Raw genomic sequence first — 13,059 nt, 5'->3', positions numbered from 1 at the left:
TCCCTTCTTTTACGCGAACTGCTTCAGGAGCCGGTCCACGGAGCGGCAGAGATCCTCAAGACCCGTGCGGTAGGGGGACTTTTCCAGGATCGAGAGGCCCTCGACGGCTTCGCCGATCAGACGGCGGGCCGTGCTGATCGTCTCTGAAAGAGCCCCGGTGCTCCGGGTTTCCTCGATGAGGGCTTCCGTTTCGTTGCCTTCGCGGATTGCCTGTTTCCATCGCGCCCGTCCGGCCTCTGTGGCGTGGTCGAGGAGCAGCAGGACTGGCAGCGTCAGCTTGCCTTTGCGCAGGTCGCTTCCCAGGGTTTTGCCCGCCTTGGATTCGTCTCCTGCGATGTCGAGGCAGTCGTCGTAAATCTGGTAGGCTGCGCCGAGTTTCAGGCCGTAGGCTTGCAGCGCCGTTATCGTTGGCTCCGGGCTGCCGTTGAGGCGCGCGCCGAGCTCGGTGGAGGTGGCAAAAAGCGCCGCCGTTTTCATTTCAATGATCCGGAAATACTCTGGGATTGTTAGCTCCAGGTCGAAGCGGCGCTGGGTCTGCATGATCTCGCCCGAGCAGACTTCGGCCGTGGCGTTGGCGATCTTGCGGGCCATTTCGCTGTCCTCAAAATGCGTGGAAAGCTTGAGCGCATGGGCAAACATGCAGTCTCCCAGGAGTACGCTTAGCGCGCTGCCCCACTTGGCGTTGGCCGTGGGCTGGCTGCGGCGGAGGTCCGCGCCGTCGATGATGTCGTCGTGAACAAGCGTCGCGGCGTGGATGAGCTCCATGATCACCGCGAGGTCGATGTGACCTTGCTGGATGCCGCCCGTGGCCCCGGCGGAAAGCAAGGTGAGCGCGGGGCGAAGCCGTTTGCCGGTCGATTCACAGGCATAGGCGACATAACTTTCCACAGCGGGGTCAAACGCACGGGCTTGGGCCCTGATCCTCTCTTCCACACTGTCAAGCGGATCGGCGATGAGTTTGAAGGCGGCTTGGATTTCCTTCGGGATGTTTTTGGCCTTCAAATCAGGCCTCGGCAGGTGTTTCACGGAACGTCCAACAATAGGGATCGGCCGGGGAAAGTCAATCCGGTGGCGCTTGGGATGCAAATAAGAGCGGGCTTTGTGGCAAAAGGACTGGCAAAGAATGATCTCCCGCGCTAAACAATTGCAGGCGGTCCCCCCCTATGAATTCCTCCCCCCAAAAAAGCAATCCTCTTGGGAATCTCAAAAAACGGCTCTTCAATTCCCGTTTCTTTGCCATTTCGGCTCTATTTCATGCCGTCTTGGTGATGGTCTCCGGGACAGCCGTCCTGATGAACCACTTGCCGGAGCCCCCGGATTTTGTTTCGGGCGATGAGGGTGGCGGTTTTGTCGGGGCTGATCCCACGATTAATACACCGCCTCCGCCGACCACGCAGCAGGTCTCCACGGACATCCCCAGCGCCAAGAATACGGCTACGCTCGACGCCATCGTGGCGGCGAACCCGACGGTGCAAAGCTTTCAACTACCCACGATGGTGCCCGCGGCTCCTGTGATGCCGGCCGAGGCGGCCAAAGCCCCGGCCTCGACGCCGCAGATTGCGCGTGGCTCCCAGACGCTTTCTGCCGATCAGGCTAAGCGCATTGCTGCCTTTACCGGGGGATGGGCCAAGGGAACCAAGGGGGGGAGCCGGTGGAACGGTACGGGGTCGATCAAAGACCGCGAGTTTGAGTTCACCGCCTACCTGGCGAAGTATGCCGGGGGCGACTGGGCTTCCACCAACACGATCAAAGATGGCCAGATCGTCAAGGGCAGCCTGCCCAACCTGATCAGCTTCATCCAGAAGTTCTCCAAGGGGAAAATCAAGGCCGGTTCCGAGGCGGTGCCGCTCGATCTTTCCAAGTTCGATGAAGAGATTGCTGTAAAAAAACCGCCGTTCATCTTCTTCACCGGCCACCGCGATTTCGTCCTGACCGACAAGGAAGTGGAGAGCCTCCAGCGCTACGTGCAATCCGGCGGCTGCATTTGGGGCGATAGCTCGCTGCCCGGGCTGCGCTCCCGCTTTGACCTGGCCTTCCGCCGGGAGATGCGCCGCGTGATCCCCGACGTGGATAAGGACTGGGAAGTTCTGAAACCCGATTACCCGCTTTTTACCAAGAACCCCTACTATGCGGAGGTCAAGCTTCCGCCCTCCGGGGTGAACAGTTACAAGGAGTCGGTCTACGCGCTGCGCTTCGGCGGCGAAGTGGCCATCATTTACACGCCCAACGACTACGGCGACATGTGGAAACTGGCGTTGGACGACCAGATGAAGATCGACACGACGCGCGTGGAACGCAGCAGCGATCTGAAGTACTCGGATCTGTATATGTACCAGCGCGTGGATGTTTACTTCCGGGGGTTGGAGCTTCCCCGGGTGGTTGACTCGTACAAGTTCGGTACCAATGTGGTGGTCCATCTGCTGACCCGCTGGGAGGACCGTCTGAAGGCCGTGCCCACGGGGCTCTAGGCCTGACGACGGCGAAGTCTCCTACCACCCCCGGCGCAACTCCGCCGGGTCGGCTCCGTTCTCGCGAAGCTGGCGCAGGCTCAGAGCCGCGTGGCGCTTGGCCAGCCGCATGCCCGTGGCCGGGTCGTTGACGAGCGGTGTGTGGTAAAACCGGGGGGCCTCCGCGCCCAGCGCCCGGTAGAGGAGCAGCTGGCGGAAGGTGGAGAGCAGGAGGTCCTCGCCTCGTACCACCTCGGTGATGCCCATGGCGGCATCGTCCACGGTGACGGCCAGTTGGTAGGCGGGTACGCCGTCGCGCCGCCATACTACGAAATCGCCGAAGTCCACGCCTGCCACGGCGCTTTGTTCGCCCAGCGCGCCGTCGATGAAGGAGATCCGCTCGCCCGGGGGGACGCGGAAGCGCCAGTGGACGCCGGACATATCTGGCGGCGCGACCAAACCCGGTTGGGCGGGGCGGCAGGTGCCCGGGTAGAGCGGCTCCTCCTCGCCCGGGTGGGGGGCGCCCGCGGCGAGCACTACGTCGCGCCGGGAACAGCGGCAGGGATAGATGAAACCGCCCGCGCGGAGCCGTTCCAGAGCGGCCAGGTGGAGGGAGCGTCGCTCGCTTTGCAGATACGGTGCGCAGGGACCGCCGAGGTCCGGCCCTTCCTCCCACGCGAAGCCGAACCAGCGCAGATCCTCGTAGAGCGCTGCCGTGAATGCCGGTTTGCAGCGCGCGGTGTCGATATCCTCCACGCGCAAGATCAGCTGGCCTCCCGCCGCGAGGGCACGCTGCCGCGCCGTCCAGAAGGTCCGGGCGTGGCCAAGGTGCAGATAGCCGGTGGGCGAGGGGGCCAGACGGCCCCGGTAGGGTAAATCGGGCACGGTGTCGCTTTAATCTGGGCTAATTGGGGCAATCTGTGGATAAAATTCCGCGCCAATGGAAACCACCGCTGCCATTCTGCTTCGGCGGACGAAGTTTTCGGAAACCAGTCTCATTGTGAGCTGGCTGACCCGCGACTTCGGCAAGCTCAAGACCATGGCCCGTGGCGCTCGCGGGCCAAAGAGCTCATTTGCGGGCGTGCTCGATCTCTTTTTCGAAACCGAGATTTCATTTGTGCGAAGCCAAAAAAGCGAAATCCACACGCTGCGGGAGGCCGTGCTGACCGATCCCCACGAAGGGCTGCGCAAAGACTACGGCAGGGTGGAGCTGGGCGCGTATTTTATCGAGTTGATCGAGATGACGACCGAGCTGGAAGCGCCCGTGCCCGAGCTTTTCGACTTGCTCCAGCGCGCTTTGCGTTACCTGGAGGGCGCGGCCCCGAACCGCCGTGCGCTGCTTCATTTTGAAAACGAACTCGCTCGGCTCCTCGGCATCCAGGGTGAGGGAGAGGCCTCCAGCGCCATCTGGGCCGTAAGCCACCATCTGCCGGAAGCCCGGCGGCGGCTGTTGGAGAAGCTGAGTTAGTGTGTTACGCCTTTGTCCAAATACGGAGATTCAAACCGAGATCTTCAACGATCCGCGTGATCGAGAGCAGATGGCCCATGATCTTTTCGAGCTGATCCTTGGCGGTAAATGATTCCGTGAGGCTTGGCTCAAAACTGTCAAATTCCATATCCACCGCCAGATAAAGGTTTTTGGAAAAGAAGGAGGCGCGGAATTCACCAAGGCGAGCCCTCAAAGCCTTGAACTTTTCCATCAGCGACGGCGTCATGATGTACCTCGCCTCGACTTGATCGGTCGATGTAACGGTGAACTGTTCATTAAACTCCGGGTCTTCGAGCGCGACGTAATTGCCAAACAGCTTGCGGAAAAAACTCACCACCGTCGTGGGCCTCACCAGGGTTTCCCCGTTAAAATTCTTGTTGAAGTCTGCGACGAAAAACAGTCCGCGAAAAATCGTGCGGTATCGAGTCTCCGTTCGTATTTTGCCGTCGGAGTCGCGAACTACCTCCTCATACTCTTCCTCTGCGTCGACCAGGGAGAAGCGGATTAAGGTCTCGCCAATGTTTCCCTCCACAAAGTCTTTTCCGCTATACCGGTCGGGTTCCTTAAACAAGCCGGATTGAGTGAATTCATCTGCATCAATATATGTCGCTGGGTCATAGCTCAGAGACTTGTCGATAGCCTGTAAGATCTTCGGAATGACTTGGCTTTTGAATGCACTCTCTACCCTCCTTAGCGCGTTTGACGTAAAAACAGCGAAGATAATCCCGCCGATAACCGCCGAGGCGAAGAACGGCACCCAATCACTGTTCACGTGGGAGTAGAGGGCCATACATCCCAGCACCGCGGCGAACACACCAAGACCCATCCCGATATGCTTGAAGGCGGTTCTCCTTGCGGACTCCAGGGAGTTTAACGTCGGAGCGATTTCCGACAGCACTTCCGGCGCTATCTCCATACTTTAACCGGTTGGCGTTCTTCCGGGGGAATCTCAAACAGCGTTTTCAGTTTGTACCCGAGCAAACTCGCAACGATATTTGTGGGAAACATTTCAACCGCATTATTGTAAACTGTAACTGCGGCGTTGAAGGCCCGGCGCGAAGCGGCGAGTTGCTCTTCCACTTCATTCAGCGACCGTTCGAGAATTACGAAGTTATCGACGGCCTTAAGCTGTGGATAATTTTCGGCCACCGCAAAAACCGACCGTAGTTGAGCTGATAGCACGCCCTCGAGAGCGACTTTCTCGTCGTCGCCGCCGTTGAGGATCTTTGTGCGGGTCTCCGTTAGATCCTTTAGGACCTTCTCCTCGTAGCCCATGTATTTCTCGCAAGCCGCAACGAGGTTCGGCACCAAGTCGTAGCGCTTCTTAAGCTGGGCGTCGATCGAGGCAAACGCAAAATTGACCTGGTTCTTTTTGCCAATCAGCGAATTGATCATGGCAATCACGACGATTGCTACGATCAGCGGTATCCCAAGGAGCATCCAAGTTTCCATATTTGTCGGGGGCCAATTTGAACTCACCTATTCCAGGACAGGTGCGCATTTGAGGGTGATATTTCCACCCTTAATAATTTGCAAGCTGATAACAGCTCCCGGCGGCAATTTTTGGCGAACAGGGTGACTCTAAGGCATTTCGTCACGGCAGGCCCACCAGACGCCGGTGAAAAGTGATGTGGTGAAGATGGAGAAAGCTGCCAGGGAAAGCATGGATAATAACTTGAGCACTAGGTGTACCCGAAAAGATGCGGTTTGGTTTTTTTGAAAAAAAATCGCGCCCCCCCTTTGTTGGCAAAAGGGGGGCGCGATGGGGGTTGCTGGAAGGTTTGGTCTTACTCGGTCACGACTCCGGCTTTCACGATTTCCGCAAATGCGCGGGGATCGAGGCTGGCTCCGCCGACGAGCGCGCCGTCGATGTCCGGCTGGCCCAGGAGGGTCTTGGCGTTGTCAGGCTTGACGCTGCCGCCGTATTGGATGCGGACCTTGTCGGCCACGGCCTGGTCGGCGATGGCGGCGAGGGTCTTGCGGATGAAGGCGTGGGCGGCCTGCGCCTGTTCGGGCGTGGCGACGCGGCCGGTGCCGATGGCCCACACGGGCTCGTAGGCGATGACGGTTTCGAGTAGTTCCTTGGAGGAAAGCCCGGCGAGGCTGCCGCGAAGCTGGGTCTCAAGCACTTCCTCGACGCGGTTGGCGTCGCGCTCGGCGAGGGTCTCGCCAACGCAGAGGATGGGCTTTAAGGAGGCTTCGTGAGCGGCTTTGACTTTCTTGTTTACGATCTCGTCGGTTTCCCCGAAGAGGGTCCGGCGCTCGCTGTGGCCCAGGACGACGTAACGGACGTAGAGGTCGCGAAGCATGGCGGCGCTGATTTCGCCGGTGAATGCTCCGTTCTTCTGGAACGCCATGTTCTGCGCGCCGAGCTTGACGGCGGAAGAGTTGGCAAGGCGTTCGCCCGCTTTGGCCAGCGAGGTGAAGGGAGGAACGATGACGACGTCGACTCCGAGGTCGTCGTTGACTTCGAGCAGGAAGTTTTCCAGGAACGCGTCGGTTTCGCCGACGGTCATGTTCATCTTCCAGTTGGCTGCGATGATTTTTTTGCGCATTGAGGTTTGTAATTATTTGTTGGTCAGCGCCGCGACGCCGGGCAGTTCGCGGCCTTCGAGAAGCTCGAGGCTGGCGCCGCCGCCGGTGGAGATGAAGGTCATCTTGGGCGCGAGGCCAAATTGTTTTACCGCGGTGACGGAGTCGCCGCCGCCGACGATGGACTTGGCCTTGGAGTCGGCTACTGCCTGGCCCACGGTCTTGGTGCCGGTGGCGAATTCGGCGATTTCGAAAATGCCCACGGGGCCGTTCCAGAGGACGGTGCCGGCGCTGGCGATTTCCGCAGTGTAAAGTTTGATGGTTTCCGGCCCGATGTCGACGCCCGCCCAGCCTTCGCTGACGGAGTTGAGGGCGGAGATCTGGGTCTTGGCTCCGGCCTTGAATTCCTGGGTCTCGACGGAGTCAACCGGGAGGAGGAATTTGACGCCCTTTTCCTTGGCGTAGGCGAGGATTTCCTTGGCGAGGTCGACTTTGTCGGCTTCAACGAGGCTCTTGCCCACCGGGTAGCCGAGGGCGAGGTAGAAGGTGTAGGCCATGGCGCCGCCGATCAAGATGGTGTCGGCCTTTTCGAGGAGCGACTTGATGACGGTGATTTTGGAGGAGACTTTGGAGCCGCCGAGGATGACGACGAAGGGACGGTCCGGGGTGGCCAGCTCGTCGATGAGGTATTTGAGTTCCTTTTCCATGAGCAGGCCCTGGGCTGCGATGGGGAGGAACTTGGCGACACCGGCCGTGGAGGAGTGGGCGCGGTGGGCTGCGCCGAAGGCGTCGTTGACGTAGATGTCGGCGAGGGAGGCGAGTTTCTTGGAGAATTCGGGGTCGTTGGCTTCTTCTTCGGCCTGGAAGCGAACGTTTTCGAGCAGGGCGACTTCGCCGTCCTTGAGCGCGGCGACGGTGACCTTGGCGGATTCACCGACGGTATCGGTGGCGAACGCGACCGGGGCGTTGATGAGCTTGGAAAGGCGCTCGGCGACGACGGCGAGGGAATACTTGGGGTTCACTTTGCCCTTCGGGCGGCCGAAGTGGGCGGCGAGGATGACCTTGGCCCCCTTTTCGCGCAGGGCGTTGATGGTGGGGAGGCTCTCGACGATGCGGGTGTCGTCGGTGATGCGCTGGGCGCCGTCAACCTCTTCGGTGGGAACGTTGAAATCGACGCGTACGAGCACGCGTTTGCCCTTAACGTCGATGTCGCGAACGGAAAGCTTGGCCATAAAAAGTATGAAATTCAGAACGTTCCCGAGGCGGGGCTGGGAACTTGAGTGTTTGATTGGAAGGTTGAAGCTCTCCCCTCCGTTTACGGAACCTGAAGGAAGAGGTCTGGCCGGGATCGCCGAATCCCGGCCAGTGAAGGACTTTAAGACAAAGAAAACTTTGTCTCCGGCGGTCGGCGCCGCCGTCGGTAATTCAAAGCCGCGAGGGCTTTAAAATTACTTGCCGAGGAGCTCGAGGCCCTGGACGCAACGGTTGGAATAGCCCCATTCGTTGTCGTACCAGGAGACGACCTTCACGAACTTGTCGCCGAGGGTCATGGTGAGCTGGCTGTCGAAGATGGACGAGTGGCGGTTGCCAACGATGTCCTGGAGGACGAGGGGCTCGTCGCTGTATTCGAGGATGCCCTTCAGGTCGCCTTCAGCGGCGGCCTTGAACGCGGCGTTGATGGTTTCAACGGTGGCCGGGTTCTTGAGTTCAACCACGAAGTCGGTCACGGAACCATCGGGGGTCGGCACGCGGAAGGATCCGCCGTTGAGCTTGCCCTTGAGTTCGGGGATGACTTCGCCGATCGCCTTGGCGGCGCCGGTGGAGGAAGGCACGATGTTGATGGCGGCGGAACGGGCGCGGCGCAGGTCTTCGTGCGGGAGGTCGAGGATGCGCTGGTCGTTCGTGTAGCTGTGAATGGTGCTCATGAAGCCTTGGACGATGCCGAAGGTGTTGTTGAGGACCTTGACGAGCGGGGCGAGGCAGTTCGTCGTGCAGCTGGCGTTGGAGACGATGAAGTGCTTGGCCGGGTCGTAAATGCTGTCGTTGACGCCGAAAACGATCGTGGCGTCAGGGTTCTTCGCGGGAGCGCTGATCAGAACGCGCTTGGCGCCGCCCTGGATGTGGAGGGCCGCTTTGTCGCGAGCGGTGAAGAAGCCGGTGGATTCGAGGACGACGTCGACGCCGAGCTCGCCCCAGGGAAGCTTTGCGGGATCGCGCTCCTTGAGGATCTTGATTTTGTGGCCGCGGACGATGAGGTACTCGGCGTCATAGCCGATTTCCCCGTCGAACTTGCCATGCACGGAGTCCCACTTGAGAAGGTGAGCGAGGGTTTTAGTGTCGGTGAGGTCGTTGATCGCGACTACGTTTTCGACCTGGGCGGGAGTCATTGCGCGCAAAACGTTGCGGCCGATGCGCCCGAAGCCATTGATGCCAAACTTTGCCATAGAAATAATTACGGTGTTGGTTGAATTAAGAACCCTCAGGTTAATGGGGGTTCCGCCACAGCGTCAAACCAAACTTTCTCTCAGGTTTATCCGGGATTCCACGGTAAGAGAAAATGTCTGAAATTAGCCGTTTTTTTAGCGGCTATGGGGGTGGTGGCAAAAAATGCACACTTCCCCGGCGAGGGCGGGGGCGCTCGGTGGGGGGCCCAGGGAGGGTGCCCGGGCTGCTACTGGTCGTTGAATTTATCGCCCAGCCACCGGTAGGGGAAGCGGTCGCCGGGGCAGTCGGTGGGCCACTGGGGTGGGTTGATGTCCCGGTGGGGTTTGACGACGGCGAGGTGGTGGTCGGTTTTGCCGACGCGTTTGCGCAGGTAGCGGACGAGCTCGTCGAGGGCTTCGAGCTGCTCCCGGGTGGGGGTGTCTTTATTGTAGTCGCCTACGAGGCAGACGCCCAGGGCGATGCTGTTGAGGTAGTCTGAGTGGACGTGGCCGCCGTTGAGCTGGTTGATCCAGCGCGGGCCGATCTCGATGGAGCCGTTCGGGGTGGAGGTGCCGTTGCCGATGACGAAGTGGTAGGCGAGGCCGTTGGGCATTTTGCGGACGTGCTTGTGGTAGTAGTCGAAGGCTTTGGCGCTGCCCTGGCGGGTGCCGGAGTTGTGGACGACGATGTAGCGCCAGCGGTGCCGGGCGACGTGGGCGTCGTCGATGGCTTCCCGTACGGAACGGGAGAGATACCTATAATGCTGGGTGCTCCCGCCAAAGGGCCACCACCAGCGGGTTTTGGGGGCCGGTTCCTGCTCGGGTTCCTCGGCCGGTTCCTCCTCCTGGACGCCTGATTTGGTAATGACGACGTTGTCGGGCAGGATGGGCGGGGTGTTGCGGGTGGCGGTGAGGCCGGTTTTGGGCGACTCCGGGGAGTTTGGGAAGGGGGTGGGGAGGGCGGCGGTGGCCGGGGGGCGTTGCGCGGGTTTCTGAGGGGCCTCGGGTTTTTCGCTCCGCTCGGCTTTGGGCTCGGGTTTCTTTTCTGGCTCCGGTTCGGAATGGCGTTTGGGGGCCGGTTCGGCGTTCTTGGAGTCGGAGTTGCCTTGTTTGGAGCGCTGGCGCTTCTGGGTTGCGGGCTTTGGCTTGGCCTTGGATTTCTTTTTGGCGGGTTTGTCGTCGGAGGTGTCGGATTTCTCGGTTTTCTCGGACTTTTTGGGGGTGTCTTTAGGCGCGTCGGCTTTTTTGGGGGTGTCGGACGGGCTCTTTTTGGGCGAAGGGGAGGGGGACGGTTTGGAGGTGGCCGACTTTTTCTCTGAAGCGGAGGCGTCGGAGGATTTGTGCGATTTTTTGGCGGGCGAGGGGGACGGGGAGGCCTTTTTGGCGGAGTGGGCCTTCGGCGTCGGGCTGGCATCCGCATCGGCGGCCGGGGTGGAGCGGGGGAGGAAACCTAGTGCCACACTTATCATAAGGGCGGCCACAAAACGTCGGGAGATAAACACGGTCCCCGACCGTAGCAAATGCCGCCGTTGAAGCAAGCGGGGATGACACATTTGACTGCTTGGAAAATTCCGCCGCCCACGGTAGGCTTGGAGGGTCATGTCCGTCGCTTCGTTTATTTTCGATATTGGCAATGTGATCATCCCGTTTGACTTCAACCGGGCGATTCGGCGCATTGCCGCCGAGTGTGTGGACCCGTTTACGCAGCTCCCGCCCGAGGCCCATAACCTGACGTGCCTTTACGAGTCGGGTCGCCTAAAGCGCCCGGAGTTTTTGGAGAAGGCGATGGCGCTCCTTCGTTACCGGGGGACGGAGGGGGACTTCGTGGCCGCGTGGGAGGATATTTTTGAGGAAAACCCGCCCATGAATCGGCTCATTGGCCGGTTGCGCGCCCGCTACCCGCTTTATCTGCTCTCGAATACCAGCGACATCCACGCGAATTACTTCGAGGCCAAGTACCCGGTGTTTTCCCACTTCAGCGGCTCGGTCTATTCGCACCTGGCCGGTTGCATGAAGCCGGAACGGATGATTTTTGAGAAAGCGATCGAGAAATTCGGCGTGGACCCGGCGCGGACGGTCTACGTGGACGACCTCGCGGCGAATGTCGCCGGGGCGAGTGCAGCCGGTTTCGTCGCCATCCAGTATGACCACAACCGGCACGCGGATTTTGTGGCGCGGCTGAAGGCGCTCGGCGTTCAGGGGCTGGAGGAATAGTACCACTCTCGCCTTTTCCATGTGCTTCGGGTAGTGGAAAATACCGCTCGCATCCGCGCCTTCCCGTGCGTTATCGTTTCGGGCGTTATGCGATTGCTCATCACGGGAGGCTGCGGCTTCATTGGCTCGAATTTCATCCGCTATATTCTAGAGCATTACGGGCCGGCCCAAGTGACCAATGTTGATGCGCTGACTTATGCCGGTTCGCCCTCCAACGTGGCCGGGCTCGGCGCGAAGTACGCCGGGCGTTACGAGTTTTTCCAGGCGGATATTGCCAATGCCCAGCAGATCGACGCGCTTATGGAGAAGCACCCGTACTACGGGGTCATTAACTTCGCCGCGGAGAGCCACGTGGACCGCTCGATCGACGCTCCGGGCAATTTCGCCCACACTAATGTGCTCGGCACCTCCATTATGCTGGAGTGCGCTCGCCGCCACGGTGTTCAGCGCTTTGTGCAGATTTCCACCGACGAGGTTTACGGTTCGCTGGGGCCTGAGGGGAAATTTACCGAAACGACGCCGCTCGACCCGAGTTCCCCCTACAGCGCCAGCAAGGCCGGGGCCGATCTTCTCGCTTTGGCCTTCCACAAGACCTTCGGTCTGGAGGTAATGGTGACGCGCTGCTCTAACAACTATGGGCCCTACCAGTTCCCCGAAAAGCTGATCCCGCTGATGATCCTCAACGCTCTGCGCGACGAGCCGCTGCCGGTCTACGGCGATGGCTTGAACGTGCGCGACTGGATCCACGTCGAGGACCACTGCCGGGCCGTCTTCTCCGTGCTGCTCGAAGGCCGCCCGGGGCAGGTCTATAATATTGGAGGCGAGGGCGAGCTGCAAAACCTTGAGGTTGTGAAGCGGATTCTCGCCCAGCTGGGCAAGCCGGAGAGCCTGATTTCGTTTGTGAAAGACCGCCTCGGGCACGACCGCCGCTACGCCATTGATGCTTCTAAGATCCAGCGCGAACTGGGTTGGAAGCCGCTGCACCGTCCGGACGAGGGCATCCGGGCGACGGTTGACTGGTATGTGGCCCACGAGGCCTGGTGGCGGCCGCTTCTGGAGAAGGGACTCTGCGGAAAATGAGAAAACTCGTAGTGCTGGGAAGTGGCGGGCGGCTCGGTGCGGCCCTGGCCCGTTATTGCGCCGCCGATGCCGAGGTGATCGGCTTTGATCACGGGGCGCTGGACCTCGCTTCGCCGGAGGCGCTGGAGCGGGCTCTGGAGGAGATTGATTTCGATGCGCTGGTCAACTGCGCCGCGCTGACCCAGGTGGACTACTGCGAAAAGCACGCGCCGGAGGCCTATGCGGTGAACGCCCGGGCCGTCGGCGTTATGGGGCGCATCTGCGAACGGCGCAAGGCGCGCTGTATCCATATTAGCACGGACTATGTTTTTGATGGCGCGAAAGGCTCGCCTTATGTTGAGGCCGACGAAGCGTGCCCGATTAGCGTTTACGGGGAATCGAAGCGGCGGGGGGAGATCGAGCTTCTCGACGCCTCCTCGGCGCACCTGGCGGCGCGCGTTTCGTGGGTGTTCGGGCCCGATCGGCCGAGCTTTGTCGACCAGGTGATCCGGCAGGCGCGCGAGAGCGACCAGGTGCAGGCTATCGGCGATAAGTGGTCCACGCCGACCTTCACGGGCGATCTGGCTCGCTGGCTTCACTCGCTCCTCTGGGATCACCCGGTGGGCGGGCTGATTCACCTGGCCCAGAGCGGCGCCTGTACGTGGCAGGAGTACGGCCAGTACGCGCTCGACTGCGCTGCCGAGGCGGGCATCCCGCTCCGGGCTCGGAGCGTAAATTTCCAGGCGCTGGCCGACCTCAAGGCCTTTGTCGCCCGGCGGCCGGTCTACACCGTGCTCGATACCGGGCGCTTCGCTCGGCTAACCGGTGTCGAGCCGCGCCCATGGCGTGAGGCGGTACGGGATTATATTTGCCAACACTACGGCGCACGTTGATC

The 13,059-nt window shown here is 60.7% G+C and carries 13 protein-coding genes; 5 read left to right on the top strand and 8 right to left on the bottom strand.

The annotated features are described in order from the left end of the window. Window positions 1-9: 9 nt before the first annotated feature. A complete protein-coding gene (locus B2828_RS02595; RefSeq protein ID WP_479632121.1) occupies window positions 10-1,002 on the bottom strand; it encodes a polyprenyl synthetase family protein in 993 nt (330 codons plus the stop codon). Window positions 1,003-1,163: 161 nt separating this feature from the next. Here B2828_RS02595 and B2828_RS02590 point away from each other — a divergent pair, with 161 nt between their 5' ends. After that, a complete protein-coding gene (locus B2828_RS02590; protein WP_479632120.1) occupies window positions 1,164-2,468 on the top strand; it encodes a DUF4159 domain-containing protein in 1,305 nt (434 codons plus the stop codon). A gap of 21 nt (window positions 2,469-2,489) precedes the next feature. Here B2828_RS02590 and gluQRS read toward each other — a convergent pair whose 3' ends face one another. Then, entirely contained in the window at window positions 2,490-3,332 is an 843-nt protein-coding gene (gene gluQRS, locus B2828_RS02585; RefSeq protein WP_479632119.1) for a tRNA glutamyl-Q(34) synthetase GluQRS, read from the bottom strand. Between the two features lie 55 nt (window positions 3,333-3,387). Between gluQRS and recO the strand changes: the two genes are divergently transcribed. Further along, window positions 3,388-3,915, top strand: coding sequence for a DNA repair protein RecO (gene recO, locus B2828_RS02580; RefSeq protein WP_479632118.1), 528 nt, complete (start codon window positions 3,388-3,390; stop codon window positions 3,913-3,915). A 4-nt stretch (window positions 3,916-3,919) separates the two neighbouring features. On the opposite strand, the gene B2828_RS02575 is transcribed toward recO, so the two are convergent. The 6 genes from B2828_RS02575 to B2828_RS02550 form a co-directional block, all read right to left on the bottom strand. After that, complete coding sequence (locus tag B2828_RS02575) at window positions 3,920-4,852, bottom strand: DUF3137 domain-containing protein (protein WP_479632117.1); 933 nt, start codon at window positions 4,850-4,852, stop codon at window positions 3,920-3,922. After that, on the bottom strand, window positions 4,843-5,388 hold the full coding sequence (locus tag B2828_RS02570) for a LemA family protein (protein WP_479632116.1): 546 nt from the start codon (window positions 5,386-5,388) through the stop codon (window positions 4,843-4,845). Before B2828_RS02570 ends, B2828_RS02575 begins: the two co-directional genes overlap by 10 nt. Window positions 5,389-5,723: 335 nt before the next feature. Further along, window positions 5,724-6,491 carry a triose-phosphate isomerase gene (gene tpiA / locus B2828_RS02565; RefSeq protein WP_479632115.1) on the bottom strand — a complete coding sequence of 256 codons (768 nt, stop codon included), beginning with the start codon at window positions 6,489-6,491 and terminating at the stop codon, window positions 5,724-5,726. 12 nt (window positions 6,492-6,503) lie between these two features. Beyond that, window positions 6,504-7,700: a phosphoglycerate kinase gene (locus tag B2828_RS02560; RefSeq protein ID WP_479632114.1), complete on the bottom strand. Its 1,197-nt coding sequence runs from the start codon at window positions 7,698-7,700 to the stop codon at window positions 6,504-6,506. A gap of 216 nt (window positions 7,701-7,916) precedes the next feature. Further along, window positions 7,917-8,912, bottom strand: a complete 996-nt coding sequence (gap, locus tag B2828_RS02555; protein ID WP_479632113.1) for a type I glyceraldehyde-3-phosphate dehydrogenase — start codon at window positions 8,910-8,912, stop codon at window positions 7,917-7,919. Between the two features lie 227 nt (window positions 8,913-9,139). Further along, on the bottom strand, window positions 9,140-10,351 hold the full coding sequence (locus B2828_RS02550) for a peptidoglycan recognition protein family protein (RefSeq protein ID WP_479632112.1): 1,212 nt from the start codon (window positions 10,349-10,351) through the stop codon (window positions 9,140-9,142). Between the two features lie 139 nt (window positions 10,352-10,490). Here B2828_RS02550 and B2828_RS02545 point away from each other — a divergent pair, with 139 nt between their 5' ends. The 3 genes from B2828_RS02545 (at window position 10,491) to rfbD (ending at window position 13,057) form a co-directional block, all read left to right on the top strand. Continuing rightward, window positions 10,491-11,105, top strand: a complete 615-nt coding sequence (locus B2828_RS02545) for an HAD family hydrolase (RefSeq protein ID WP_479632111.1) — start codon at window positions 10,491-10,493, stop codon at window positions 11,103-11,105. Window positions 11,106-11,192: 87 nt separating this feature from the next. Continuing rightward, a complete protein-coding gene (rfbB, locus tag B2828_RS02540) occupies window positions 11,193-12,185 on the top strand; it encodes a dTDP-glucose 4,6-dehydratase (protein ID WP_479632288.1) in 993 nt (330 codons plus the stop codon). Further along, on the top strand, window positions 12,182-13,057 hold the full coding sequence (gene rfbD / locus B2828_RS02535) for a dTDP-4-dehydrorhamnose reductase (protein ID WP_479632110.1): 876 nt from the start codon (window positions 12,182-12,184) through the stop codon (window positions 13,055-13,057). The genes rfbB and rfbD overlap by 4 nt, the downstream gene beginning before the upstream one ends. Window positions 13,058-13,059: the final 2 nt, after the last annotated feature.

The sequence above is a fragment of the Spartobacteria bacterium UBA695 genome (assembly GCA_002298145.1).
GTDB lineage: Bacteria > Verrucomicrobiota > Verrucomicrobiia > Chthoniobacterales > Chthoniobacteraceae > UBA695.
This window is presented reverse-complemented; position numbering and strand designations above follow the sequence as displayed.

What these genes read in the sequence shown, in the direction of transcription:
- B2828_RS02590 (WP_479632120.1), top strand. Translation starts at nt 1,164, where the DNA reads ATGAATTCCTCCCCCCAAAAAAGCAATCCTCTTGGGAATCTCAAAAAA.
- recO (WP_479632118.1), top strand. Translation starts at nt 3,388, where the DNA reads ATGGAAACCACCGCTGCCATTCTGCTTCGGCGGACGAAGTTTTCGGAA.
- B2828_RS02575 (WP_479632117.1), bottom strand. Translation starts at nt 4,852, where the DNA reads ATGGAGATAGCGCCGGAAGTGCTGTCGGAAATCGCTCCGACGTTAAAC.
- B2828_RS02570 (WP_479632116.1), bottom strand. Translation starts at nt 5,388, where the DNA reads ATGGAAACTTGGATGCTCCTTGGGATACCGCTGATCGTAGCAATCGTC.
- tpiA (WP_479632115.1), bottom strand. Translation starts at nt 6,491, where the DNA reads ATGCGCAAAAAAATCATCGCAGCCAACTGGAAGATGAACATGACCGTC.
- B2828_RS02560 (WP_479632114.1), bottom strand. Translation starts at nt 7,700, where the DNA reads ATGGCCAAGCTTTCCGTTCGCGACATCGACGTTAAGGGCAAACGCGTG.
- gap (WP_479632113.1), bottom strand. Translation starts at nt 8,912, where the DNA reads ATGGCAAAGTTTGGCATCAATGGCTTCGGGCGCATCGGCCGCAACGTT.
- B2828_RS02545 (WP_479632111.1), top strand. Translation starts at nt 10,491, where the DNA reads ATGTCCGTCGCTTCGTTTATTTTCGATATTGGCAATGTGATCATCCCG.
- rfbB (WP_479632288.1), top strand. Translation starts at nt 11,193, where the DNA reads ATGCGATTGCTCATCACGGGAGGCTGCGGCTTCATTGGCTCGAATTTC.
- rfbD (WP_479632110.1), top strand. Translation starts at nt 12,182, where the DNA reads ATGAGAAAACTCGTAGTGCTGGGAAGTGGCGGGCGGCTCGGTGCGGCC.